This window comes from Streptomyces sp. P9-A2 (genome assembly GCF_036634175.1).
In the GTDB taxonomy this organism is placed as follows: Bacteria; Actinomycetota; Actinomycetes; order Streptomycetales; family Streptomycetaceae; genus Streptomyces; species Streptomyces pratens.
Map to the genome: position 1 here is coordinate 417,983 of NZ_JAZIFX010000001.1, position 25,378 is coordinate 443,360.

The 25,378-nt window shown below is 72.8% G+C and carries 20 protein-coding genes; 11 read left to right on the plus strand and 9 right to left on the minus strand.

What is annotated here, in order from left to right; genetic code table 11:
- Positions 1–203 precede the first annotated feature (203 nt).
- Positions 204–689 carry a nucleoside deaminase gene (locus V4Y04_RS01840; protein ID WP_332425337.1) on the plus strand — a complete coding sequence of 162 codons (486 nt, stop codon included), beginning with the start codon at positions 204–206 and terminating at the stop codon, positions 687–689.
- Between the two features lie 46 nt (positions 690–735).
- Here the strand turns inward: V4Y04_RS01840 and V4Y04_RS01845 are convergent, their stop codons facing one another.
- On the minus strand, positions 736–963 hold the full coding sequence (locus tag V4Y04_RS01845) for a hypothetical protein (RefSeq protein WP_332425339.1): 228 nt from the start codon (positions 961–963) through the stop codon (positions 736–738).
- A 102-nt stretch (positions 964–1,065) separates the two neighbouring features.
- On the opposite strand from V4Y04_RS01845, the gene V4Y04_RS01850 reads away from it, so the two are divergent.
- The 3 genes from V4Y04_RS01850 to V4Y04_RS01860 all read left to right on the plus strand — a co-directional run bounded on the left by V4Y04_RS01850 (position 1,066) and on the right by V4Y04_RS01860 (position 5,658).
- Positions 1,066–2,646 carry an alpha/beta fold hydrolase gene (locus V4Y04_RS01850; protein WP_332425340.1) on the plus strand — a complete coding sequence of 527 codons (1,581 nt, stop codon included), beginning with the start codon at positions 1,066–1,068 and terminating at the stop codon, positions 2,644–2,646.
- 68 nt (positions 2,647–2,714) lie between these two features.
- Positions 2,715–3,809, plus strand: coding sequence for a baeRF3 domain-containing protein (locus V4Y04_RS01855; protein ID WP_332425342.1), 1,095 nt, complete (start codon positions 2,715–2,717; stop codon positions 3,807–3,809).
- A gap of 397 nt (positions 3,810–4,206) precedes the next feature.
- On the plus strand, positions 4,207–5,658 hold the full coding sequence (locus V4Y04_RS01860; protein ID WP_332425344.1) for a PP2C family protein-serine/threonine phosphatase: 1,452 nt from the start codon (positions 4,207–4,209) through the stop codon (positions 5,656–5,658).
- Between the two features lie 108 nt (positions 5,659–5,766).
- Here the strand turns inward: V4Y04_RS01860 and V4Y04_RS01865 are convergent, their stop codons facing one another.
- On the minus strand, positions 5,767–7,260 hold the full coding sequence (locus tag V4Y04_RS01865) for a DNA-binding protein NsdB (protein ID WP_332425346.1): 1,494 nt from the start codon (positions 7,258–7,260) through the stop codon (positions 5,767–5,769).
- A gap of 234 nt (positions 7,261–7,494) precedes the next feature.
- Between V4Y04_RS01865 and V4Y04_RS01870 the strand changes: the two genes are divergently transcribed.
- Complete coding sequence (locus V4Y04_RS01870; RefSeq protein WP_332425348.1) at positions 7,495–8,634, plus strand: aminoglycoside phosphotransferase family protein; 1,140 nt, start codon at positions 7,495–7,497, stop codon at positions 8,632–8,634.
- 362 nt (positions 8,635–8,996) lie between these two features.
- Positions 8,997–10,985 carry an N-acetylmuramoyl-L-alanine amidase gene (locus tag V4Y04_RS01875; RefSeq protein ID WP_332425350.1) on the plus strand — a complete coding sequence of 663 codons (1,989 nt, stop codon included), beginning with the start codon at positions 8,997–8,999 and terminating at the stop codon, positions 10,983–10,985.
- A gap of 69 nt (positions 10,986–11,054) precedes the next feature.
- On the opposite strand, the gene V4Y04_RS01880 is transcribed toward V4Y04_RS01875, so the two are convergent.
- From V4Y04_RS01880 to V4Y04_RS01890, 3 genes are all read right to left on the minus strand, one after another.
- On the minus strand, positions 11,055–11,552 hold the full coding sequence (locus tag V4Y04_RS01880) for a hypothetical protein (protein ID WP_332425352.1): 498 nt from the start codon (positions 11,550–11,552) through the stop codon (positions 11,055–11,057).
- 112 nt (positions 11,553–11,664) lie between these two features.
- The gene (locus tag V4Y04_RS01885) at positions 11,665–12,591 is read right to left on the minus strand and encodes a universal stress protein (protein WP_332425354.1); all 927 of its coding nucleotides are present in this window, start codon (positions 12,589–12,591) and stop codon (positions 11,665–11,667) included.
- A 181-nt stretch (positions 12,592–12,772) separates the two neighbouring features.
- The gene (locus V4Y04_RS01890) at positions 12,773–13,015 is read right to left on the minus strand and encodes a DUF397 domain-containing protein (protein WP_332425356.1); all 243 of its coding nucleotides are present in this window, start codon (positions 13,013–13,015) and stop codon (positions 12,773–12,775) included.
- Positions 13,016–13,332: 317 nt separating this feature from the next.
- Between V4Y04_RS01890 and V4Y04_RS01895 the strand changes: the two genes are divergently transcribed.
- Together V4Y04_RS01895 and paaK are read left to right on the plus strand one after the other, a co-directional pair.
- Positions 13,333–15,177, plus strand: a complete 1,845-nt coding sequence (locus tag V4Y04_RS01895) for a sulfatase (protein ID WP_443079932.1) — start codon at positions 13,333–13,335, stop codon at positions 15,175–15,177.
- A 182-nt stretch (positions 15,178–15,359) separates the two neighbouring features.
- A complete protein-coding gene (gene paaK, locus V4Y04_RS01900; protein ID WP_332425358.1) occupies positions 15,360–16,655 on the plus strand; it encodes a phenylacetate--CoA ligase PaaK in 1,296 nt (431 codons plus the stop codon).
- 34 nt (positions 16,656–16,689) lie between these two features.
- Here the strand turns inward: paaK and V4Y04_RS01905 are convergent, their stop codons facing one another.
- The 4 genes from V4Y04_RS01905 to V4Y04_RS01920 all read right to left on the minus strand — a co-directional run bounded on the left by V4Y04_RS01905 (position 16,690) and on the right by V4Y04_RS01920 (position 23,521).
- Positions 16,690–18,186, minus strand: a complete 1,497-nt coding sequence (locus tag V4Y04_RS01905) for an acyl-CoA synthetase (protein ID WP_332425360.1) — start codon at positions 18,184–18,186, stop codon at positions 16,690–16,692.
- 601 nt (positions 18,187–18,787) lie between these two features.
- A complete protein-coding gene (locus V4Y04_RS01910) occupies positions 18,788–20,350 on the minus strand; it encodes a phytoene desaturase family protein (RefSeq protein WP_332425362.1) in 1,563 nt (520 codons plus the stop codon).
- 127 nt (positions 20,351–20,477) lie between these two features.
- Positions 20,478–22,763 carry a serine/threonine-protein kinase gene (locus V4Y04_RS01915; protein ID WP_332425363.1) on the minus strand — a complete coding sequence of 762 codons (2,286 nt, stop codon included), beginning with the start codon at positions 22,761–22,763 and terminating at the stop codon, positions 20,478–20,480.
- A 356-nt stretch (positions 22,764–23,119) separates the two neighbouring features.
- Entirely contained in the window at positions 23,120–23,521 is a 402-nt protein-coding gene (locus V4Y04_RS01920) for a ferredoxin (protein ID WP_332425365.1), read from the minus strand.
- 109 nt (positions 23,522–23,630) lie between these two features.
- Between V4Y04_RS01920 and V4Y04_RS01925 the strand changes: the two genes are divergently transcribed.
- The 3 genes from V4Y04_RS01925 (at position 23,631) to V4Y04_RS01935 (ending at position 25,314) form a co-directional block, all read left to right on the plus strand.
- Positions 23,631–24,038, plus strand: a complete 408-nt coding sequence (locus V4Y04_RS01925) for a DUF6479 family protein (protein ID WP_332425367.1) — start codon at positions 23,631–23,633, stop codon at positions 24,036–24,038.
- Between the two features lie 221 nt (positions 24,039–24,259).
- On the plus strand, positions 24,260–24,766 hold the full coding sequence (locus tag V4Y04_RS01930) for a SigE family RNA polymerase sigma factor (protein ID WP_332425369.1): 507 nt from the start codon (positions 24,260–24,262) through the stop codon (positions 24,764–24,766).
- Positions 24,767–24,777: 11 nt separating this feature from the next.
- Positions 24,778–25,314 carry a cellulase gene (locus tag V4Y04_RS01935; RefSeq protein WP_332425371.1) on the plus strand — a complete coding sequence of 179 codons (537 nt, stop codon included), beginning with the start codon at positions 24,778–24,780 and terminating at the stop codon, positions 25,312–25,314.
- The last annotated feature ends 64 nt before the right edge of the window (positions 25,315–25,378 follow it).

The following is a 25,378-nucleotide window of genomic DNA, read 5'->3' on the forward strand; positions in this document are numbered from 1 at the left end:
GACTGTCCCGTCCGGCCGCGCGCCTTCGCGCAGCTCACGGTCGAACAGGGCGAGTGCCGCGGCATCATCCGTACGCCCCGCCCCGCCCCGTCCCGCCCCGGCACGAACCCGGCCGGCCGGGCAAAGGAGTTCGGCATCGCGTCCGCCCGACGCCCACGCATAGGGTTGCCGTCGACCCACCCCCCGCGAGAGAGGCCGTGCCCATGGTCGTGAAGGACACCGAACTGCCCCATCTGCGCCGCTGCGTGGAGCTGGCCACCGAGGCGCTGGAGGCCGGGGACGAGCCGTTCGGTTCGGTCCTGGTGGGCGGTGACGGCACCGTACTCGCCGAGGACCACAACCGGGTGGCCTCCGGGGACCGGACCCGGCACCCCGAGTTCGAGCTGGCGCGCTGGGCGGCTGCCCGGATGACGCCCGGTGAGCGGGCCGCCGCCACCGTGTACACCTCCGGCGAGCACTGCCCGATGTGCGCCGCCGCGCACGCCTGGGTGGGCCTCGGCCGGATCGTGTACGTCGCCTCCTCCGCCCAGCTGGCGTCCTGGCTCACCGAGCTGGGTGTGCCCGCGCCGCCGGTGCGGACGCTGCCCGTGAGCGAGGTCGCCCCCGGTGTGACCGTGGACGGGCCCGTCCCCGGGCTGACGGAGGCCGTGCGGCAGTTGCACCACCGGTTCCACCGCGCGGGCGGCTGACCCGGCGCAAGACGTCGCTGCTCCAAGGGGCCCTGCCCCGCCCGCCTCAGGCCTGCGCGCCCGTACCCGCTCCCGGGCGGGAGCGGCGGTACAGGGCGACCCCGCCGCGGAAGAGCACCACTCCGGTGGCGTGGACCGGGAGAGTCCGGTCCGCGCCCTTTCCGGCGAGGGCCTTCGAGCCGGCGGGGGCGACCGGTGCGGCGGCGTGCGCCTCGGTTCCCGGGGTGGGGAGGGTGCGGGACGGTTCGGCCGGCCCGGGCGCCGGGCCGGGCACGACAGGGTTCAGTCCGGCCGGGAGGCGGGGCCGGTGGGGTCCCCGTATCGTGATCGAGGGCGCCGGTTCCCGGTCCGCTGTGGGGCGCCCCTGGAGGCATCGATGCTGGCCAAGCTCTCCATGCGACTCCCGGTCCGGCGCTGCGCGGTCGCCGGGGCGGCCGGACTGGCCCTGCTGGGCGCAGGTCTCCCGGCCGCCGCCGTCGAAGGCCCCGGTCCCGACCTCGACCGTTTCTACAACCAGAGGATCAAGTGGTCGGCGTGTGAGGGCGCGGACCTGCCCGAGGACCTGCAGTGCGGGAAGATCACCGTCCCGGTCGACTACGCCGAACCCGGCGGGGGCACCCTCGAGCTGGCCCTCGCCCGCTACCGCGGCACGGGGGACCCCCGCGGCTCGGTGGTACTGAACTTCGGCGGGCCGGGCGGTTCGGGCGTCCTCGGACTCGCCCACGGCGGCAAGGAGTTCATGGGTCTCACCGACAAGTACGACGTGGTGTCCTTCGACCCGCGCGGTGTCGGCCGTTCCTCACCGGTCAGCTGCGGCACAGAGGCCACCGGTCAGGCTCTGGAGGCCACCGGCGGCGAGGGCATGTCCGAGCCGCGGGAAGCACTGGCCCAACTGCGCGAGGTGGCCGCCGAGTGCGCCGAGCACTCGGGCCCGGTCCTGCCGCACATCGGCACCGTGAACGTCGCACGGGACCTGGACGTCATGCGGCAGGCCCTCGGCGACGAGAAGCTCAACTACCTGGGCTTCTCCTACGGGACCCGGCTGGCCGCGGTGTACGCGGCGCAGTTCCCCGAGAAGGTGGGCCGACTGGTGCTGGACGGGGTGGACACGCTGACCGAACCACTGGCCGAACAGGGGCTGGCGAGCGTACGGGGCCAGCAGACCGCGCTCGAGCACTTCCTGACCTGGTGCACCGAGGACATCGCCTGCCCGTTCGGCCAGGACCCGCGCAAAGCAAGGGTGTTGGCCGTGAAGCTGGTCGACTCGCTCGACGAGAACCCCGTGCCGACCGATTTCGGCTACCAGTTCACCGGACAGGACCTCGCGGTCGCCATGGGCCAGGGCCTCTACAGCAGGGAACTGTGGCCCTTGCTGCAACGGGCGCTCGCGGAGCTGATGGAGGACGGTGACACCCGTGGGGTGGAGGCCTTCGCCACCGGCGGGGTGACGCTCCCCCTGCCGCTTCGCGCCGACGATCCGCTCGTCGACGAGGAGGAGGTGCCGCTGGACAACCTGCCGGCCGCGCTGATGGCGGTGAACTGCGCGGACGATCCCGACCGCCCGGCCGCCGAGCAGGTGGCCCGGGACCTCGGCCGGCTGCGCGGCGCCTACGAGGAGGCCTCCCCGGTCTTCGGCCGCCACCGGCTCGCCCAGGTGCTGATGTGCCACGGCCGTCCCAAGGGGACCGACTTCATCCGTGAGGAGGTCGAGGACGTCGACACTCCGAAGATGCTGCTGGTCGGCACCCGGGGTGACCCCGCCACGCCGTACCGGTGGACGGTGGAGACGGCCGAGCGGCTCGGCCCGTCGGCAGTGGTGCTGGACAACCGGGCCGAGGGCCACACCGGCTACGGATCGTCCGACTGCGTCCACCGCGCGATCGACGACTTCCTCCTCTACGGCACCCTGCCGCCCAGCGGCAGCTCCTGCGGCGCCGAGGACGACACCCGTCCATGAGCCCGCACCCGGACGACGCGACGAATGCCCCAAATGCCTGATCCGCGATTCGGTTCTATGGTGCTGTCATGGAGCACGATCTGAGTCCCGCAACCCTTGCCGAGCTTCGCCGCCCGCGCCCCTACCCCGCGGTGTCGGTACTGACGCCGACGCACCGGCGCGAGCCTCTCAACGCCCAGGACCCGGTCCGGCTGCGCAATGCGGTGGCCGAGGCCAGGAAACAGCTGGAGGCCGATCCCGCGGTCACCCGGGACCGGCGTGGAGAAGTGGAGCTGCAGCTCGACCGGGCCCTGGCCGAGGTCGACCTGACACACGCCGAGGACGGCCTGGTCATCTTCGCCGCGCCGGGAGAGCACCAGGTGTGGTCGCTCGCCCGGTCGGTGCCGGAGCGCGTGGTGCTCTCGGACACCTTCCTCACCCGCAACCTGGTGTCCGCCCACACGGCGGAGCGCCCCTTCTGGGTGCTGTCCGTCTCCCCGGACCGGGCCACCCTGTGGAACGGCGGTACGGACCGGGTCACCGAGGAGCACGCCGGCGGTTTCCCGCTGACCCGCCCCGTGGAGAACTTCGACCCCGAGCGCGTGGAGCGGGTCGGCGATCAGCCGAGCGCCTTCCGGGACGAGGACACCCGCCGGTTCCTGCGCGAGGCCGACGCCGCGATGGGCACGATCCTGCGTGAACATCCGCGGCGGCTGTACGTCACCGGGGAGCCGGCCGCGCTGTCCCTGCTGGGTGAGGCCGGTGGCGTGGCCCGGGACGCGGTGCACGTCCAGCACGGCGGTCTCGCGCACGGCACGCCCGAGGCGGTGTGGCAGGCCCTGCGCCCCGCGCTCGAGAGCGAGGCCCGCAAGAACACCGAGGACGTCCGCCGGGCCCTGGAGACGGCCCGCGGGCGCAAGAGGTTCGCGGCCGGGGTCGACGAGCTGTGGCAGAACACCCGGGAGGGGCGGATCCAGCTACTGGCCGTCGAGGAGAACTTCCGGGCGACGGTGCGTGAAGCGGGCGAGCATCTGGTCGCCGCCGAGTCCGGCGACCTGGACGCCCGTGAGGACATCGTGGACGAACTGGTCGAGCAGTGCCTGGAGACGGGCGCCGAGGTCCACTTCGTCCCGGACGGCGCCCTCGGGGACGCGGCCCGGATCGCGGGCGTACTGCGGTACTGAGGCAGGCGGAGCAGGCCGGCCCCAAGGGCTGCCGCGCGTCCCCTCGCACTCCGCACCGCCCCGTCCCGGGGTGTCCGGCCGGAATCCGGTCGGGCACCCCGGACAAGGACGGTGCGGAGCGCTTCCGTGAACGCGCATCTCTTCGTCGAACATGTGCACGTGCGAGCGAAGCCGACCGTGACCCTCCCCCAAGTCGCTTACGCCCCAAGGGATTTAGCCCCTCACGTCGACGCCCGGCACATACCCTTGAGTAACTCCGCGAAGACGGCGGCATATGCCATGGGCATGACCTTAAGGTGTCTTGCCGAATCCCTTACAGGGCGTGGCGGGCTGTGCAACAGTCGTAACGGTCCCTCCGTCCGACTCTGGCCCGAACCGTCCCACATCGGAGTGCGTCATGCCGCCCCACCTCTCCGCGGACCGCTCAACAGTCCAGCCGCCAGGACGCGGCCCGGTCGACGCGCTCATCTCACAGACCCGGCGGCTCAAGGACGACGTGGACGCCGTACGGCGCGGCACCCCGGCGGACACCTCGGACCCGCGGGACCGCTGGCAGCGCGCACTGTACGACCTGGCACTGCACCAGCTCGACGACCTGGACGAGCACCTGGCCCAGCTGCGGGACGGCCCGCTGCCCGTACCCCTGCCGGCTGCTCCCGCCGGGCCGGCCGGGCCCGCACCCACCACGCCGTCCGCGCAGTCCACGCCGGGGCAGGGCGCCCTGCTCAGCCGGGTCGGCAGTGCCGAGTGGAACCTGCTGACGGACGAGGCCAGTTGGTCCGGGGAGCTGTACCGCATCCTGGACCGCGACCCGGCCGCTCCGCCGCTCACCCTCGACGAGCTGCCGTCGCTGGTGCACGACGAGGACCGGCCGAGGCTCACGGCGATGGTCACGGGCTGTCTCGTCGACGCCCGGCCCATCGACGGTGAGTTCCGGCTGGTACGCCCTGGCGGCGGTGTCCGGACCGTGCACATGATGGGCGAACCGGTCCTCGGGGCCGACGGCAGCACCACCTCGATGTGGGCCGTGCTGCGGGACGTCAGCGAACTGCGCCGGTGCCGACGGGCGGTCAGCGAGACCCGTGACTCGCTGAACCACCGGGGACAGGACGCGGCGCGGACCGAGCACCGGCTCGCGGTCGAGCTGCAGGAAGCCGTGCTGCCGGCGTGGCGCGGCTCCCTGCGGCTCCCGCGAAAAGGGCCCCGGGCCCTGGACGTCGCCGCCCGGCACCTCCCGTCGGCGACGGGTGCGGCGACCGGCGGAGAGTGGTACGACGCCCTCGAACTGTCCGACGGCACCACCCTGCTCAGTGTCGGCGAGCTGACCGGACAGGGCGTCGGCGTAGCCTCGGGCATGATGATGCTGCTCGGCGCCATGCGGGGCATGGCGATGTCCGGCACCGAACCCGGATCTCTGCTGACCTGCCTCAACCGGTTACTGGACGCCACCGGGCAGCCCGCCCTCGGCAGTGGACTCTGCCTGCGCTACCGGCCCGAGACGCGCTCCCTGATGTGGGCGCAGGCCGGGCACCCCGCCCCCCTGCTGTTCCGCGGCGGAACGGGGCGCTCACTGGACGCCCCGGCCGGCGTCCTGCTGGGCGCCGGCCCGGCTGCCTCCTACGGGCAGGCCGAGGAGACCCTCGAGGCCGGCGACCTGCTGCTGCTGCACACCGACGGGCTGGTACCCGGGCGGACCGGGGCCGCATCCGTTCACCGACTGGCCGGCCTGGCCCCGCAGTTCACGAAAAGCCGTACCGCGCAGGAGTGTCTGCTGGCCGTCCTGCGGGAGTTCGGCGACAGGGAACGCGAGGACGACGCCTGTGTGCTCGTCGCCCGGGTGGCCTCGTAAGGCTCCTGAGCCTCTGATCCGGCGTCGGCGGCCTCGTACGAGAAGCACAACGGGCCTCGCGATGAAGCACCCGCGCTCCCTCGGCGTTCTCGTACTCCCCCGGCCCCGCTACGCCCGTGCGCTGCCTCCCTTGCCCCTGGGCCTGGGCAGGGCCGCCCTGATCTCCTCCCGTAGTTCCTGGATCCTGGGATACGAGGAGTACTCGGCGGTGAGCCGGTACATCTCGCGCAGCCGGTCCCAGGTGCGGCGCGAGGAGTTGGACCCCATCGACATCAGCGCGAGACGCGCGTACCGGTCGGCCTGTTCCGGGTCGTCGGCGATGAAGCAGGCCGAAGCCATGGAGAGATGGTCGAAGATCTTCGACCGCTCCCGGCCGTCGAGGCGCAGGGACAGCGCCTTCTCCGCGTAGTGCTGGGCGTGCACCGCCGCGGCGGGCTCGAACTCGGCCAGCGTGCGGTAGGCCAGGGCGTGCATGCCGTACAGATCCTCGTCCTTGAAGGTCTGCATCCAGTCCGGCGGCTCCTGGTCCGGCCCCCGGTCGGAGACGAACAGGTCCTCGGCCCGGCCCAGGGTGCGGCGCATCGCCTGCCCCTTGCCCATGGACGCCTGCGCCCAGGCCTCGATGGTGTGGAACATCGCCCGGGTGCGCGGCAGGGCCTCCTCGCCCGAGCCCGAGTGGGCGAGTTTCAGGAGGTCCAGGGCGTCGTCGGGCCGGCCCAGGTGGACCATCTGACGGGCCGCGCGGGACAGCGCCTCCCCCGCGCGCGGCCGGTCACCACCCTCCCGGGCGGCGTGCGCGGCGATGACGAAGTACTTCTGCGCCGTGGGTTCCAGGCCGACGTCGTGCGACATCCACCCGGCGAGGACGGCGAGGTTGGCGGCGACGCCCCACAGGCGCCGCTGGAGATGGGGTGGGTGGTGGTAGGCGAGCATGCCGCCCACCTCGTTGAGCTGACCGACCACCGCCTTGCGCTGGAGGCCGCCGCCCCGGGCGGCGTCCCAGGCACGGAACACCTCCACGGAGCACTCGAGTTCCTCGATCTCCTGGGACCCGATGGGGGCGGCCTCGTACCGGTCGTACCCGGCGGAGTCTGCGTGCGGCGGATGGTCGGGGCGGGAAGCGTCGGTGGTCAGGGCGGGATCCGTGTGCAGCCAGTCGTGCATGGCGCCGGTGAGTGCGGATCCCGCGGTGAGCGCGGCGCCCGCGCCCACCAAGCCGCGTCGGTTGAGCATGAGGTCCATTCCCGTGAATTCGGTGAGGACCTCGGCTGTCCGCTCGGGCGCCCACGGCACTCCGTCGGGATGTTCCGTACTCCCGCCGCGTGGCCGTTTCCCCGCACGCCCGTGCCGGACCAGACCGAGATCCTCGATGGTCACGACACGGCCGAGACGCTCGGTGAACAGGGCCGCCAGCACCCGCGGAACGGGATCGCGCGGGATCTCTCCCATGTCGATCCAGCGCCGCACCCGGGAGGTGTCGGTCGCCAGCTGGGGGTGGCCCATGGCCGCCGCCTGCCGGTTGACCAGCCTCGCGAGTTCGCCCTTGGACCAGCCGGCCAGGCCGAACAGGTCCGAGAGCCGGGTGTTGGGTTGTCCGCTCACGTCAAGCCCCCAGGTTCTCGGCTGAGTTGACAGTAACCGGGTGAAAGGTGCCGGGCGACTATTCGCCAGGGTTCGCCAGGGTGCGCCAGATGGTGTGCCAGGGGTCATCGGGTGTCGAGTAGGAATGCGCCACCACGACCCGGTCACGGCCGGGGTATTCCCCAGGATGCGCCTGGGCGACCGGGCCGTGTGGTGCGCTGACGTCACAGGCACACGAAGGGATCTGTATCACCCATGTACGCAGCATCGTCCTCCGTGTCCGCCCCGCCCCGGCCGCTCCGTCCGCGCCCGGCGGACAGCGGCCCCTACCTCTCCCCCGCCCGCCAGGCGGCCCCCGCGCTCGGTGCGGGCAAGGCACGGCGCGCCCCGGGCTCCGGTCCCCAGCAGCTCAGCGGCCGGCTCGACCTGTCCGGCCCTCAGGGCGCCCAGTTGCGCTCGGCGATCGCGTCGGTGCACCGCATCTGCCCGGAGTTCTCGCCGGTGCAGGTGCTGCGCCGCAACGGCCGGTCCGTTCTCCTGATCGGTACGACCGGCCGGAGCACCGCGGTGGCCAAGTGCTTAACGGATCACTCGCCCGCCTGGTCCGAGCGGTTCCGGCACGAGATAGCGGTCTACCGCTCGTTCGTCCGGCATCGCCCGCCCGCGCGGGCACCCCGGCTGATCGCGGCGGACCCGGACCACTGCACCCTGGTGATCGAGCGGATGCCCGGCCGGGTGGCGGCACTGCAGCGGCACCCGGTGGAGGCACCACCACGGGCGGACATCAGGGCCGCGCTCGGCGCGATCTGCCGGCTGAACACATGGCGCCCGCCCGCCGGTACGTTCGACGCCCCGCTGGACTACGCGGCACGGCTCGCCCGCTATCACGAACTGGGGCTGCTCACCGACCGGGACATGGGGGATCTGCAGAAACTGCTGCACGGCATCGCGCACACGGCAGGGCGCCACAACATGGGCCAGTTCTGTCACGGCGACGCGCTGCTCTCCAACATCCTGATCTCACCGGCCGGTCCAGTGCTGGTGGACTGGGAGCACGCGGGCTGGTACCTGCCGGGTTACGACCTGGCGACGCTGTGGGCGGTTCTCGGGGACGCGCCGGCGGCGCGGCGGCAGATCAGCCAGCTCGCGCAGTCGGCGGGCCACGCCTCACGTGACGCGTTCCTGGTGAACCTGATGCTGGTGCTGACGCGTGAGATCCGTACCTACGAGACGGCCGTGCAGCGTTCGATGCATGATGCGCCCGCGGTGGCGCCGAGCTCGGCCCAGCCGGGCGCGCTGCCGTCCGGTGAGGAGCAGCGGCTGTTGCTGCGGCGGCTGCACGACGACTGTCAGCTGGCCCGCAAGGCCGTACGCGCGGCGGTCGGCACGCGCTGACCCCGTGAGGACGTGTGAAGGCCCGCGGCGCCTCCCCACCGGGAGGCGCCGCGGGCCTTCACACGTCCCGGCGCGTTCCCCACGGGTCTCGGCACGGTGCCGGCGCGTTCCCTGAATTTCACGGCCGGTTCCCGGCGCCATCGGTGTACGCCATTGACGTACCGCAGGTCTCCGGGCCGCCGCCACGAAAGCTCCGTGGACCCCGGGTGACAGGGGAATCGCACCTCCCCTGGGCATGATTGACGGATCATCGGCCAGCCGGTAGCACAGACGCACCGCAGGCTCCCGTACGGCCCTGTGGCTCGTACCGACCGTCCCGCCTTTGTCCCGCCCGTCCCGCCCGATCGTCCCAGGAGACCGTGTTGCGAAGATCCCCCACCCGGCCCGGCCGTGCGCCGGTCACCGGTGCCCGCCCTGCCCGCCGTACGGCGGGCGCCCTGGCAGCGGCGGCGCTCACGCTGCCGCTGCTCGGCGCGGCCCCGTCCGCTGCCCCACCGGATGCCGGCCCGGCCGACGGGACCCGACTGCAGGAAGCTTTCGGCGCCGCGGCCGCCGCGTACGAGGTGCCGCGGAGCGTGCTGCTGGGCGTCTCCTACCTCCAGTCCCGCTGGGACACGCACGCCGGCGCGCCGAGTGTGACCGGCGGCTACGGCCCGATGCACCTCACGGACGCCCGCGCCGCGCAGGCGGCGACGTCGCATCACGACGAGGGGACGGAGGACCCCCGGGGTGACGACGCCCGGCCCGCGCTGCGTCCACAGGCCCGCGCGCCGCGCACCGGGCCCCTCCCGGACCGGCTGGCCACCCTGCCGAGGGCGGCCGAGCTGACCGGGCTGAGCGCCGAGCGGCTGCGCGACGATCCGGCCGCGAACGTGGCGGGCGGTGCCGCACTGCTGGCCGAGGCCCAGCGGGAGCTCGGCCGGGCGCCGAGCGAGGACCCGGCGGACTGGTACGGCGCGGTGGCCCGCTTCTCCGGCTCGGACGGCACCGCCTCGGCGACGGCGTACGCGGACGAGGTGTACAGGGTGATCCTCGCCGGTGCGCACCGGGTCACGGACACGGGAGAGCAGGTCGTCCTGGCCTCCCGTCCGGGCCTCGCCCCGGACCGGTCGGCGTTGCCCGGCACCGGTCCGCCGGCCGTGTCCGCCGGCTCCGCCACCGTCCCGGAGTGCCCCGCGACGGTGTCCTGCGAGTGGATCCCGGCGCCGTACGAGGAGTTCGGGGACGGCGACTACGGCAACCACGACCTGTCGGACCGTCCTGCCTCGCAGCCGATCCGGTACATCGTCGTTCATGACACCGAGGGTGCCTGGGAGGGTGTTCTCGACATGGTGCAGGACCCCACCTATGTGTCGTGGCACTACAGTCTGCGCTCGACCGACGGTCACATCGCCCAGCATGTGAAGGCGAAGGACGTGGCCTGGCACGCGGGCAACTGGTACGTCAACGCCGGGTCGATCGGGCTGGAGCACGAGGGCTTCCTGGCGGAACCTGACGCCTGGTACACCGAGGCGATGTACCGTTCCTCGGCCCGTCTGGTGCGGTATCTCGCCGAGAAGTACGACATCCCTCTGGATCGGCAGCACATCCTCGGCCACGACACCGTGCCGGGTACGACCGCGGCGACCGTGCCCGGCATGCACACGGACCCCGGGCCCTACTGGGACTGGGCGCACTACTTCGAGCTGCTGGGCAGTCCGTTCGAGGCCACGGCCGGGAAGAACGGCGGCCTGGTGACGATCCGCCCCGACTACGCCACCCACGGCCCGGTGTTCACGGGCTGCGAGACCGCGGGCGAGCCGTGCGCGGCGCACGGGTCCAGTGCGGTACGGCTGTACTCCGGCCACGACGAGAAGTCCGCCCTGATCAGGGACATCGGCCTGGGTTCGGACCCGACGACCGGGGTGAACGACCTGTCCTCACGGGTGTCGACCGGCCAGCAGTACGCGGTTGCCGACCGGTGGGGCGACTGGACCGCGATCTGGTACCTGGGACAGAAGGCCTGGTTCAGGAACCCGAAGCAGCGGCCCACCGCGGTGCCCGCCACGGGCCGGGTGGTGACCCCGAGGAAGGGCCTGGACTCGGTGCCGGTGTACGGGCGCGCGTACCCGGAGAAGGCCGCCTACCCGGAGGGGGTGCCCGCCCAGGACGTGTCCCCGCTGCCGTACACACTGCAAAAGGGCCAGCGGTACGTCACCGGGGGTGAGGTACCCGGTGAGTACCTGTACGCGGTGACCTTCGACCGGTCCTCGCACCAGGTGGTCCGGGGCAAGGAGCTGTACCACCAGATCCAGTTCGGCCACCGGGTCGCGTTCGTGCGGGCGGCGGACGTGACGGTGAGAACGATGTAGCGGCGGCCGTCCCCGGCACTCGGTTCCGGCCCTTGTTCCCGGTCGGGGAACGGGGCCGGTCCGGGCCGCTCAGCCCTGCTGGAACAGTTCGGCGGGCAGCGGCTTGAGGAGGGTGTACAGGTCGTCGGTGATGGGGCGGTCCCAGGCGGCGATGGTGACCAGCACATTGTCGCTGCGGTCGAACTGCACGCAGGAGATCCGGCTCTCGGAGAGCTTCACCCGGCGCACGATGAGCAGGTTGTCGCCCTGCATCACGGGCATGTCCTCGGTGCCGACGACGTTCACCTCCTCGTCGTTCTCCAGCGCCAGCAGCAGCTGTCCGACCTCGAAGGGGACCTCGCCCTCGGAAATCTCGCGGGCCGGGGAGCCCTCCGGCAGATTGCCGATGACCATCGCGGGGCCGCGGCCGCCGAACAGGTCGTAGCGCAGGAAGACGCCCTGGCAAGTCCCGTCGGGGGCCGGCAGTAGTCCGGCGCCCAGATTCCCGGGCCAGTCGCCCGGGTCCATGGCCAGGACGTCGAAGTCAGGTCCGGCGGGAGTGGCGCTGCGGCGGCGGAGGAACGACATGCCGCCATGGTACGTGCCCCGCCCGGCCCTCCGTTGCCGTCGGTCCCGCGGACAGCCCTGGGGGACAGCCCTGGGGGACGGCCATGTGGACGGCCCACAGCTTTTCGCGGGGCTACTCCTGCGGCGGCGTCGGCGGGACCACGGCGACGGGACTCGCCGCGTGGAGCAGGACGGCCTGGGTGACGGAGCCCATCATGCGGGCCGGTGCCAGCAGACGTCGCCGGTGGCGTCCCACGACGACCAGCCCGGCGCTCTCGGAGGCCGCGACCAGGTGCCCGGCGGCGTCCCCGGGCAGCACCCGGATCTCGGCGGTGGCCTCGGGGTGCCGTTCGCGGTGCGGGGCGAGGAAGCCGTCGGCGAGGACGCGGGTCTCGTGCTCGACGGCGCTCCGGTCGATCTGCGGCGCGGGCATCTCGCCCGGCAGCATCCAGGTCTGCAGGGGCCAGGGGTAGGCGGCCAGAACGCGGAGCCCGGCGCCGCGCAGGGCGGCCTCGCGGAAGGCGAAGGCGAGGGTGGCCTCGTCGGGACTGTCGACGTTCACGCCGACGACGACCCCGGGGCCGGTCCCGGCGGCCTCGTCGTCCTCGGCGCCCTCGGCGGGCATGCCGGTGTCCCGGCCGGGCCGGGGAACCACGACGACGGGGCATTCGGCATCCCGGGCCGCGGCAAGGGAGTTGGAGCCGAGCAGCAGGCTGGTGAAACCGCCGCGGCCTCGGGAGCCGAGCACCAGCAGTTGTGCCATGGCCCCCAGTTCGGGCAGGACGGCACCAGGAGCGCCGTCCAGGGCGACGAAGTCGACGGCGGGGAGGTCGGTCCGGCCCTCCAGCCGGCCGCGGACCGGACCGAGGACCGGGTCGTCCTCGGCTGTGGGAAGTCCGGCGGGCGCCGCCGCGTCGGGCCGCCCCCAGAGAGCGTACTGACGTACATGCGCCACCCGCAGTGGGGCCTCGCGCCGGTGTGCGGCGTCGAGGGCCCACTCCAGGGCGCGCAGACTGTCGTCCGAACCGTCGACCGCCGCGACAACCGGCTGGGGGCTCATGGGGTTCCTCGCTTCCGGACCACGGCGCTCACTTTCCGGGGCCGGCCCGGCTCGGGCCCGGTTCCGGAAGAGTCTCCCTGGTCGTGTGTCCAGAAGACCGGCGGCAACACCTGTCCGGCCGGCCTTCCGCTCACCGGTCGGCAGGCCCCGGCGCGTACGCCCCGGGGCATGACCGCCCTGCTCACGTCAGGTCGAACTCCCCCTCCCGGGCTCCGGACACGAAGGCGCCCCATTCGGCCGGGGTGAAGATCAGGGAATGGCTCTGCGGGCGCCCACTGTTCCGCATGGCGATGAAGCCTTCCACGAAGGCGATCTGGACATCCCCCAGGCCTCGGCTGCTGGACTGCCACTGCGCGTTGCTCAGGTCCAGGTCCGGCTTGTCCCAGCCGGTGAGCGGTCGCTGCTGGGTGGTGCTTTCGGCCACGTCCGTGCTCCTCCCGATTTCCGTCGTCCGCGGCCAGCCTAGCGAGCGGTTCCAGCCGCCGACAGGTCATGTCAGGGGTGCCTTTCCCCGGGGCGGCGCAGGTTCGGCACGGCACGGGCGCGGTGCGGGCGGGTCAGGAGGCGGAAGGCCCCTGAGGGCAGGCTTCGCACCACGGCTTCGGATCGCGTGTTCCGGGCGCGCACTTCGGGCCGCGCGATTGAACGCGGGATGACGTGTGAACGTACTGGTGGCGGCAGGCCCGTTCACGGGCCCGGTGTGCCATGCCCTCGCAGTACCGCACGGAAGGACCCCCCCGGGTGCAGCTCTTCACACGCTCCCGTCAGCTGTCGGACCCCACCGAGAGCGGAGCGGACCCGGACGACAGCCCGGCCGAAACTCCGGAGCGCCCCGTCTCCTCCGCCGGCACACCCGAGCCTTCCGAGGAGACCCCCGACGGCCCGGCATCCACGCGACGGGACCGCTGGCGCCGCGACCACCCCCGCGCCGCCCGCGGTGTCACCGTGGGGACGACCGTCCTGGCCGGAGCGCTGCTGCTGTTCGCGCTCCTCGTGCCGAACCGTGTGGAGCGGCTGGCCCCCGAGGCGTTCCTCCGTATCCCGGCCGAGGGTGTCCTGCTGGCGACGCTGCTGCTCGCGCTGCCGCCGAGGCCCCGGCGGATCACGGCGCTGGTCTCGGGTGCCCTGCTCGGTCTGCTCACCGTCCTGAAAATGGTGGACATGGGGTTCTACCAGGTGCTGGCCCGGCCGTTCGATCTGGTGCTCGACTGGATCCTGTTCGACGACGCGGCCGAGTTCGTCCGGGAGTCGTTCGGCCGGAGCGGGCAGATCCTCGCCGTGATCGGTGTGATCGTCCTGTTCGCCGCCCTGCTGGTACTGATGACGCTGGCGGCGGCGCGGATCACGAACCTGATGGTCCGCCATCGTCCGGCAGCCGCCCGTACCACCCTGGTCCTCGGCGTCGTGTGGATCACCTGCGTCACCCTGGGCGTGCAGATCACCGGCGTCCCGCTCGCCACCAAGGGCACCGCGGAAATGCTGGGCAACCGCGCGGAGCAGGTGCGCGCGGGGCTCAGGGACGCACGGGTCTTCGAGCAGGAGGCCGCCGTCGACGCCTTCGCCGGTACTCCACCGGACCAGCTGTTCACCGGACTGCGCGGCAAGGACGTCCTGTTCACCTTCGTCGAGAGCTACGGCCGGGTCGCGATCGACGATCCCGCGATGGCGGAGCCGATCGACGCGGTGCTGAAGGAGGGCACCGGCACCCTGAAGGCCGCCGGTTTCGAGTCGCGCAGCGGCTGGCTCAGGTCGCCGGTGACGGGCGCGGGCAGCTGGCTCGCCCACTCCACCTTCCTGTCCGGCCTGTGGATCAAGAACCAGCAGCGCTACCGCAGCCTCACCACCAGCGACCGCATGACCCTCACCAACTACTTCCGCAAGGCCGGTGACTGGCGGACCGTCGGCATCGTGCCCGGGGTGCGGCGGGCGTGGCCGGAGGGCAAGTACTTCGGCCTGGACCACATCTACGACTCCGAACACCTGGGGTACCAGGGCCCGTACTTCAGCTGGACGCCGGTGCCCGACCAGTTCACCATGGAGGCCTTCGAGCGTCTGGAGCACGGCAGGAAGGACCGGCAGCCGATCATGGCGGAGATCATCCTCGCCTCCAGTCACAACCCGTGGTCCCCCAACGCCCGCATGATCGACTGGGACGACCTCGGCGACGGCTCCGTGTTCCACGAGATCAAGAAGGAGGGCACCGACCCCGCGGAGGTCTGGCAGGACCCGGAGAAGGTGCGCACCGAGTACCGCAAGTCCATCGAGTACTCGCTGCGCAGCCTGACCGAGTGGATGGAGCGGTACGGCGACGAGGACACGGTCCTGGTCTTCCTCGGCGACCACCAGCCCGTCCCGACCGTCACCGCCGGCGACACCGGCAAGGATGTGCCGATCACGATCGTCGCCCGCGACGAGAAGGTCCTGGACCGGGTGGCCGACTGGAACTGGACCGACGGCCTCAAGCCCGCGCCCGATGCCCCGACCTGGGGCATGGACGAGTTCCGCGACCGCTTCATGACCGCGTACGGGCCGCAGGGGGGAAAGCCCGGCGGCGGGAGCGGCGGCGCGGCCGGCACCACCGGCTGAGCGGGAGACCTCCCGGCCCCGCCCCCGCTCCCCTTCTCATGGCACCCCGACACGCGGAAGAAGTGTGCCCCGGGCCTTGCCCCGGGCGGGGTCGGGCTGGATTACTGATGCCTGCGGAAGCGACCGAATGATCGGTCGTCCGCATCGGCATGACGGGTGCCAGGAGCGAGGGGAAAATCCTGATGGCTCAGGCGGTGGACCTGCTCGACCCGGCGGAACGGCTCGGCGTGGAGGAACTGCGGGCACTCCAGCTGGAGAGGCTGCGGTCCTCGCTGCGGCACGCCTACGACCATGTGCCGTTCTACCGGGCGTCCTTCGACGCGGCAGGCGTCCGCCCGGACGACTGCCGCTCCCTCGCCGACCTGTCCCGGTTCCCGTTCACCACCAAGGCGGACCTGCGGGAGAACTACCCGTACGGGATGTTCGCCGTGCCGCGCGAACGGATCCGCCGCCTGCACGCCTCCAGCGGAACCACCGGGCGCCCCACGGTGGTCGGCTACACCGAGGACGACCTGTCCATGTGGGCGGACATGGTGGCCCGCTCGATCCGCGCGGCGGGCGGTCGGCCCGGGGACACGGTGCATGTGGGGTACGGCTACGGGCTGTTCACCGGCGGTCTGGGCGCCCACTACGGCGCCGAGCGGCTCGGCTGTACGGTGATCCCCGCCTCCGGCGGCATGACGGCCCGGCAGGTGCAGCTGATCCAGGACCTGAAGCCCGCGGTGATCATGGTGACGCCGTCCTACATGCTCACCCTGCTGGACGAGTTCGAGCGGCAGGGCGTCGATCCGCGCGGCACCTCCCTGCGCGTGGGGATCTTCGGCGCCGAGCCCTGGACGGAGCCGATGCGGCAGGAGATCGAGGAGCGGTTCGCGATCGACGCGGTCGACATATACGGGCTGTCCGAGGTCATCGGACCGGGTGTCGCGCAGGAGTGCGTGGAGACCAAGGACGGGCTGCACATTTGGGAGGACCATTTCCTCCCGGAGGTCGTCGACCCCCTCACCGGTGAGGTGCTGCCGGAGGGCGAGCGGGGCGAACTGGTCTTCACCTCGCTCACCAAGGAGGCGATGCCGGTCGTCCGGTACCGGACGCGGGACCTGACCCGGCTGCTGCCGGGGACGGCCCGGACGTTCCGGCGGATGGAGAAGGTCACCGGCCGCAGCGACGACCTGGTGATCCTGCGCGGGGTGAACCTCTTCCCCACCCAGATCGAGGAGATCGTGCTGCGCACACCGGGTGTGGCGCCGCACTTCCAGCTCCGGCTCACCCGGGAGGGCCGTATGGACGCCCTCACGGTGCGCGCCGAGGCCCGGCCGGACGCGGACGCCGCCACCCGCGCGGCGGCGGCCCGGTCCGTCGAGGCGGCCGTGAAGGACGGCATCGGGGTGTCGGTCGGGGTCGAGATCGTCGACCCCGAGACGCTGGAGCGGTCGGTGGGCAAGATCCGCAGGATCGTGGACCTGCGTCCGCGCTGAGCCGCGTCCGCCCCTGCCGGGCCGGGCACCGCGTTCACCCGGTGAAGCGGTCGCGCAGCTCCCGTTTGAGGATCTTCCCGCTGGCGTTGCGCGGCAGCTCGTCCACGAACAGCACCCTCTTCGGTGCCTTGAAGGGGGAGAGCCGCTCGCGCGCGTGCGCGATCAGTTCCTCCTCCGTCGCCTCGCCGCGCGTGACGACGACCGCCGTGACGGCCTCCACCCAGCGGTCGTCGGGAAGGCCGATCACGGCCGCCTCGGCGATCGCCCCGTGCGTGTACAGCGCGTCCTCGACCTGGCGTGAGGCGACCAGGACGCCGCCGGAGTTGATGACGTCCTTGACCCGGTCGACGATCGTGAAGTAGCCGTGGGCGTCCCGCACCGCGAGGTCCCCGGAGTGGAACCAGCCGTCGCGGAAGGCCTCGGCCGTCTCCTCGGGTTTGTCCCAGTACCCCTCGCACAGCTGCGGCGACCGGTAGACGATCTCGCCGGGGGTTCCGTCGGGTACGTCCTTGCCGTCCTCGTCGACCACCCGCGCGTCCACGAACAGCACGGGCCGCCCGCAGGAGTCCATGCGCCCCTTGTGTTCGTCGGGGGCGAGGACGGTCGCCAGCGGGCCGATCTCGCTCTGCCCGAAGCAGTTGTAGACGGCCAGGTCCGGAAGCCGCCGTGTCAGCCGCTCCAGGACCGGCACCGGCATGACCGACGCCCCGTAGTACGCCTTGCGCAGTCCGCTCAGGTCCCGGGTCGCGAAGTCGGGGCGGTCGGACAGGCCGATCCAGACCGTGGGCGGAGCGAACAGGCTGTCCGCGCGGCCCGCCTCGATCAGGTCGAGGATCCGGCCGCCGTCGGGCGCGTCGAGAATGACGTTGGTCGCGCCGACCGCGAGGTAGGGCAGCAGGAAGACGTGCATCTGCGCCGAGTGGTAGAGCGGCAGCGCGTGCACGGGGAGGTCGCCCGCCTGGAGGTCGAGGGCGGTGATGGCGCTCAGGTACTCGTGCACCAGGGCGCGGTGGGTCATCATCGCGCCCTTGGGCCGGGCGGTGGTGCCCGAGGTGTAGAGCAGCTGCACCAGGTCCTCGGAGCGCGGCTCGGGACCGTCGTGGGCGGGTGCCTCGGCCAGCAGGTCGAGCAGCGAGCCGTCGGCGTCGCGCAGGGGCAGCGTCCGTACGCCGTCCGGGAGCCGCCCGGCGAGGTCGGGGTCGGCGAGGACCAGACCGCTGCCGGACTGGCCGACGAGGTAGGCGAGGTCGTCGCCGGTCAGGTTCTGGTTGACCGGTACGTGCACCAGTCCCGCGCGGGCGCAGGCGAGGAAGCCGATCAGGTAGGCGTCGGAGTTGTGGCCGTAGGCGCCGACCCGGTCGCCGGGCGACAGTCCCGCACCGAGCAGGACGCTCGCCGCGCGGGAGACGGCGGTGTCGAGTGCGTCGTACGTCCAGGCGCGGTCGCCGTACTCGACGGCGACGCGCGCCGGGGTGCGGCGGGCGCTGCGTCGCAGGAGTCCGTCGACCGTGCTGGCGTGTCCGGGCGTCATGGAAGACGATCCTCGGTTCACCGGCCAGGAAGGTCAAGACACCGGACCGGTCGGTACCGGGCCGCGCGAACGGTCCGGCTCGCGCCCCCGACCGGTGTGGATGCCCGCTGTTGCCCTCAGCCACCCCTTCCCCCAGTGATGTCGGGAGGCACGGTGCGCTTACGACCTCACCCGCGATGGGGAGTGGATCAGCGAGCGGCGTCATGCGGCTTCGCATCCAAGGCGGAGGAGGAAGTGATGGCGGAACCATCGCGACCGACGACAACGCCGGAGGCGAAGCCGCAGGGCGTCGGGAGCCCGCTCGCTATCGCGGGTGAGGTCGTTAGGGTCTGCCGGAGAACAACATGTGGGTGGTCGGCGCGCTGACCTGCGACATCAAGTCCAGAAACCCACAAGTTGTTTCTCTGCACGCCCTTACGTCCGAGACGGTCGGTCGTGTGCGACGCCGCGGGTGAGACCGATGGGATGAGCGTCCGGGCCGGCGGCCGCGTCCTGTTGGACGAGGCCCGTCCGGCGGACGCCGCCCGCGTCGAGGCGAGGGGATGGACCAGGTGCGCCGACCGGACCGGGACAGGTCCGGTCTTCTTCGGTCCGGCCTCCGTCAGCGCGCCTCCAGTACCGCCATCGCCGCGTTGTGGCCGGGCACCCCGCTCACCCCGCCGCCGCGCACCGCGCCCGCGCCGCACAGGAGGACGTTGGCGTGCCGGGTCTCCACGCCCCACCGGCCGGTGCCCTCCTGTGCGTGGGGCCAGGACAGTGCGCGGTGGAAGATGTTCCCGCCGGGCAGTCCGAGATCGCGTTCCAGGTCCAGCGGGGACTTCGCCTCCAGGCAGGGGCGTCCGTCCGCGTCGGTCGCCAGGCAGTCGGCGAGTGGTTCGGCCAGATGGGCGTCGAGCTGGGCGAGCGTCGCGGTGAGGAGTTCCTCGCGTACGGCGTCGTTGTCGCGGGCGAACAACCGGGCCGGGGTGTGCAGGCCGAACAGGGTGAGTGTCTGGTAGCCCCGGGCGGCGAGCTCCGGTCCGAGGACCGTCGGGTCGGTGAGCGAGTGGCAGTAGATCTCGGAGGGCGGGGCGGCGGGTGGTTCACCGGCGGCGGCCTGTGCGTGAGCGGCGGCCAGTTGCCCGTATCCCTCGGCGATGTGGAAGGTGCCGGCGAACGCCTCGCGCGGGTCGACGGAGCTGTCGCGCAGCCTCGGCAGCCGGGTGAGGAGCATGTTCACCTTGAGCTGGGCGCCCTCGGCCGGGGCGGGGGGCGTGTCGCCGGTGAGCGCCGCCAGTTCCCTCGGGGAGGCGTTCACCAGGACGTGCCGGGCGGCGGCGACGCCCTCACCGTCGGCCGTACGGTGGGTGACCTCTGCCGTGCGGCCGTCCGTGTCGATGCGTACCGCCTCGTGACCGGTGGCGATGACGGCGCCCGCGTCGCGCGCGGCGGCGGCCAGCGCGTCGGTGAGGGCGCCCATGCCGCCGACCGGCACGTCCCAGTCGCCGGTGCCGCCGCCGATGACGTGGTAGAGGAAGCAGCGGTTCTGCTCGAGGGCGGGGTCGTGGGCGTCGGCGAACGTGCCGATGAGGGCGTCGGTGAGGACCACTCCCCGTACGAGGTCGTCGGTGAAGTTCTCCTCGACGGCGACACCGATCGGTTCCTCGAACAGGGCCCGCCAGGCCTCCTCGTCGTCGACGGTGCGGCGCAGTTCCGCACGGGTGGGCAGCGGCCCGGTGAGGGTGGGGAAGACGCGCTCGGCGACGCGGCCGGTCATGCCGTAGAAGCGCTGCCAGGCCCGGTACTCGTTCTCGGAGCCGGTGAGCCGGGCGAACGCCTCGCGGGTGCGCTGCTCACCGCCGCCGACGAGCAGTCCGGTGGGCCGTCCGTCCCGTTCGGCGGGGGTGTACGAGGAGACGGTGCGGGTGCGCACCCGGAAGTCGAGCCCCAGCTCCCTCACGATCTTCCGGGGCAGCAGGCTGACCAGGTACGAGTACCGGGACAGCCGTGCGTCGACGCCGGGGAACGGCCGGGTGGACACCGCCGCCCCGCCGGTGTGGTCCAGCCGTTCCAGCACCAGTACGGAGCGTCCGGCCCGGGCCAGGTAGGCGGCGGCGACGAGGCCGTTGTGGCCTCCGCCGACGATGACGGCGTCGTACGTCCGGGTTCCCTCGTGTGCGGTCACGGTTCTTCGTAGCACGTGAGGATCCGGGTCTGCCAGGCGGCGGGCGATGCCCGGCAGAGACACCACCGGGCGCACCGGTCATACGTCGTACCTGACGCCTGCCACCGCGCCCCCGTGCCCGTCGCGCTCAGCCCGCCGCCCGCCGCTGCTTCAGTGCCGCCACCTCGCGGTACAGCCCGGCGGCCATGTCCCCGTGTCCGAGTCGCTCCAGGCAGTGGGCCTCGTCGTTGCGGGCGGCGAGGGTGTCGCGGTGGTCCGCCCCGAGGAGGCGCTCACGGGCGTCGGCCACCCGGCGGTACTCGGTGAGCGCGTCCGCCCAGCGGCCCAGCCAGCCCAGGCCGACGGCGACCTCGCGGCGGCTGACCAGGGTGTCCGGATGGTCGGCGCCGAGGGTGCTCTCGCGCAGCGAGCACACGGCGCGGGACTCGGCGAGGGCCTCGACCCAGCGGCCGAGCCGGCCGAGGTTGACGCCCAGGCCGTGCCGGGCTCGCAGGGTCTCGGGGTGGGTGGGGCCCTGCACCCGGGTACGGTCCTCGACCAGGCCCCGGTAGAGGTCGAGGGCCTGCGCGGTGCGGCCGAGCCGGCCAAGTCCGATGCCGATCTCGTAGCGGGCGGCGAGCGTGTCGGCGTGGTCCGGACCGAGTGCCCGCGCGCGGGCCTCGGCGACCTCGCGGTAGGTCTCCAGGGCTTCTGCCCATCGCCCCAACTGCCCTAGCGTGTATGCGACTTCGTAACGGGTGACCAGGGTGTCCGGGTGCTCGGGGCCGAGCACCCGGGCACGTGCGGCAGCCACCTCGCACGCCGCGCTGTACGAGTCCTCCAGGCGGCCGAGTCTGCTGAGGTTGAAGGCGAGGTTGTGCCGGCAGCGCAGGGTCTCGGGATGCTCGGCCCCCATGGTGCGCTCGCGGGCCGAGAGCACCGACAGATACACCTGGTGGGCGTCGAAGGGCCGGCCCGACTGAGCGAGGACATAGGCCATTTCCTGACGGGCTGCGAGGGTGTCGGGGTGCTCGGAGCCGAGCGTGCGGATACGGACCTCGGCCACGTGCTTGTACTCGCGCAGGGCGTCGGCGGCACGGCCGGTGCGGCTGAGGGTGAAGGCGACCTCGTAACGGCTGGCGAGGGTGTCGGGGTGGTGCGGGCCGAGGAGGTGCTCACGCTCCGCGGCGACCGCGCGGTGCACCTCTCCCGCCTCCGTCCAACGGCCCAGGCGGCCGAGGCTCAGGCCCGCGTTGTGCCGTCCGGCCAGGGCGGACAGGGCTTCCGGGGACGGGGCGGGCCGTTCCTGTGCCGGGGGCGGCTCGCCCCGGCCGGCCGCGGGGCGGGCGATCCATTCACCGGACAGGCCGGCCGCCGGGTCCGGGGGCGCGGTGTACGGTCCGGCGACGACCGCCTTGCGGCCGGTGGTCATGCCACGCGTCCAGGACGGCAGCCGGGACGCGCGCCCCACGGGCTCGGGCCGAGCAGCCGGAGGTGAAGGGAACGCGGGGGCGCTCGCGCCGGGCGTCCCGGCGGGGCGCAGCCGGGCCGTCGCCGCGGCCGGCACCGGCAGTGGCGCCGGCCCGGCCCGCAGTTCGCTGATCCGGCGGGCCAGTTCACGTGCGCTGTCGGGGCGCTCACCGGGTTCCTTGGCCAGCAGGTCGAGGATGATCCGCTCCAGGCGCTCGGGCAGTTCGGCACGGTGGCCGCGCGGCGGCCGGGGCGGGGTGTCACGGTGCCCGACCAGGATGGCCCACGCGTCGTCGAGGTCGAACGGCGGTACTCCGGTGGCGATCTCGTAGAGCACGCAGCCGAAGGAGTACAGGTCGCTGCGCCGGTCGACCTCGGTGCCGCTGATCTGCTCGGGCGACATGTAGTGCGGGGTGCCCATCGCGACGCCGGTGCCGGTCAGCCGGGAGGTGAACCCGATGTCGTGGCCGAGGCGGGCGATGCCGAAGTCGCAGATCTTCACCGTGCCGTCGGCGAGCCGCATGATGTTGGCGGGCTTCAGGTCCCGGTGCACGATGCCCTGGTCATGGGTGTAGGCCAGGGCGGCGGCGACCTGCCCGGCGATCTCCACCACCTCGTCGACCGGCAACGGGTGCTGCTTGTTGTCCTCCAGGAGCCGGCTGAGGTCACGGCCCTGGAGCAGCTCCATCACCAGATACAGCACACCGTCGTACTCGCCGAAGTCGTGCACGACGGTGATCCCGCGGTGCTGCAGGGACGCCGCCACCCGGGCCTCCCGCCGGAACCGCTCGCGCAGCACCCGGCTGAACGCGTGGTCGTGCTGGGCGCCCGCCGGCTTGAGGCACTTCACCGCGACCTCTCTGCCGAGCGACTCGTCACGTGCCCGCCACACCTCCCCCATGCCGCCCCGCCCGATCGGATCGACCAGCCGGTACCGGCCGTGGATCAGCCTGCCGTCCCCCATCTTCCACCCCCGTCAGTGGTCGACGCGCCCTCCCCTGGCCCGTCCAGTATGGCGATGTGTCACCCGTTTTTGTACGGTGCCCGTCCGCTCCGCGCGTCCTCGGGCCGACGGGCAGGTGCCCTGCCGACGTACCCGGGAGGTCCCCGGCCGGCCCACGGGACGGTCTCGTGCCGGATCCCGTCGTTGTCGCCGCCGAAGGTGCGGACGCCCGCGGAGCGATGGCCGCGTTCCGCTTCGCCGTACGGACCGCGCCCGCCGTACTCCTTCGGGCACCCTCGCCGAGCCGGCCGGCGGCGCCGGCCGGCTCGGCGTGCCGCGGACGTCAGTGCGCTGCGGACATCAGTGTGCCGCGGACGTCAGTGCGTCGAGGGGGTCAGTGCGTCGAGGAAGTCCGTGCAGGCCCGCGCGCAGGTCCGGCACACCTCGGCCGTGCGCTCCGCGCCGGGGTGTCCGTCGAAGGCGTGCGCGCTCTCGAGGCACACCTGCCGGCACCATTCCACTTGGACCCGGACGGTCTCCTCGTCCGTCTGGTTGTCCTCGGACAGCGCACGGCTGGTCGCGTCGCACACTTCGGCGCAGATGACGCCCTTGCGCCGCACGATTTCCTGTGGTGTGCCGTCGCCGGGATTCACCAGACTCACCCGCACCGCGCAGGCCCGCGAGCACTCCGCGCACGCCTGCGCGCAGGCGAACCGGTCCTCGAGATACCGGTACAGCTCCTGCTGGGACACCTGGGGTATCCGGGATGTCGTCGTCACACCGGGCGGGTAGCCCTGGCCGCCGGCACTCAAACCACGGATGGCCCTGTCACGGACGGTCACACCTCTCCGATCCGATACATCGGAGGGTCGGGGGTACGCGCACACCATGTCGAACCCTGTGATGAACGCCCTGACGAATGTCTCGCCGAACGTCTCACCGAACGCCCCGGCGGACTCCTCCTGGACCGGAGCGGCCGATCTCGCCGTCGGCCGCGGCGCCGTCGGCATCGGGCTCGCGGTGGCGGCCCTGCTGGTCGTGGGCCTGTTGATCGGCCTGTTCGCGTCGGGCAGCCGCCGGGTTCGGCGCGGCGAATCCCCCAGGCCGCGCCCCGACGAGCAGCCGCGGATGCCCGAGGGCGGCCCGGTCCGTGAGGTCCGCGAACACCGGGAGCCCGACGAGATGCCCCGCGAGGGCGACCGTCTGGGGCCGCACGACCTGCACGGCGGCAGCTCCGGCAGCCGGACCGGCACCTCGCAGGACCGTCCCCGCTGGGACGGGAACGGCCGAGCCTAGGCCGGACGGCGAAGCCCTCTCCCGCACCGCCTGACGGCGGCACTGCGGGCAGTGCCCCGGGGCGGGTCATGAGTTCATCGGTCGGATCACACGGCCGCAGGACCGTGACCCGCCCCTTCGCCTGTGCGAAGTGAGGCGGATCACAGGGGCCGGGTGCATCGTGGGGCGGGGTCCAGCGTCTTTGTCCGGGTGTAGGGGATTGAACGGACGGGACGGTGAGGATGGAGCGGTTTCGGGCAGACGGCTTCGACGAGTTCGTGGCTGCCCGCTGGGGGGCGCTGCTCCATGTCGCGCGTCTGCTCACCGGCGGCGACCGGCAGCGTGCCGAGGACCTGGTGCAGGAGGCCCTGGTGAAGTTGTGGTTCGCCTGGCCGAAGGTCGCCGAGCAGGCGCCGGACGCGTACGTCCGTCAGGTGCTTGTGCGGATGGCGGCCCGTTCCGCCAGGCGGCGCTGGTGGGGTGAGCGTCCGGTGGGGCAGCTGCCGGACCGGCCCGAGCCGGGTGATGTGTCGTCGGCCGTGGCGGAACGCTCGCGGCTGGAGGCCGCGCTGGCGCTGCTGCCGCCCCGGCAGCGGGCCGCGGTGGTGCTGCGTTACTGCGAGGACCTGCCCGAGGCCCAGGTGGCACAGGTTCTCGGCTGTCCGGTGGGCACCGCCCGGTCCCATGCGTCGCGGGGCGTGGCGCGACTGCGGCAGATCCTGTCCGACGCCGTCAGGCCCGTGGGATGAAGGGAGAACCGATGGACGACTTCGAGCGGGAGCTGACGCACATGATGCGCGACCCCCGACAGCAGGCCCCCTTCGATTCCGAGCGGCAGAAGCGGCTGTACCAGGGCATCCGGGCCCGTCGCCGGTCCCGGACGCTGTGGCGGGCGGGCGGCTCGGCCCTGGCGGTGGCCGGGCTCAGTGCCGGACTCGCCCTGCTGCCCGGCCTCGGCTCCGGCTCCCAGCCGCCCGCCGATCACCGTCCGCTGCCCGCGACCAGTCCGACGCCACCCCCGGTGCTCCCGACGCCCACTCCGCCGGCGACGAGCTCCGCTCCCGGCACCTCCCGCCCGCCCATGAGCCCGCCCGTCACCACGAGCCCCGCCACCGGCACCCCGGGGAGCGGCACGCCGACCTCGACGTCACCGCCCGCCACGACAAGCGGGAGCGAGCGGACGTCGGTGCCCCCCTCGCCACCCGTGACCACGGCGCCGGCCTCGCCCCCGCCCACCTCCGAGCCCCCGCACTCGCCCTCCTTCTCGGCCGGCCTCGAATCGGCCGGAAGCGGGTAGCCGCAGCTCCGCACAGCGCGGCACCGCACTACGCCGCACTCCCCGCCCGGGGCGCCGTTCGGCC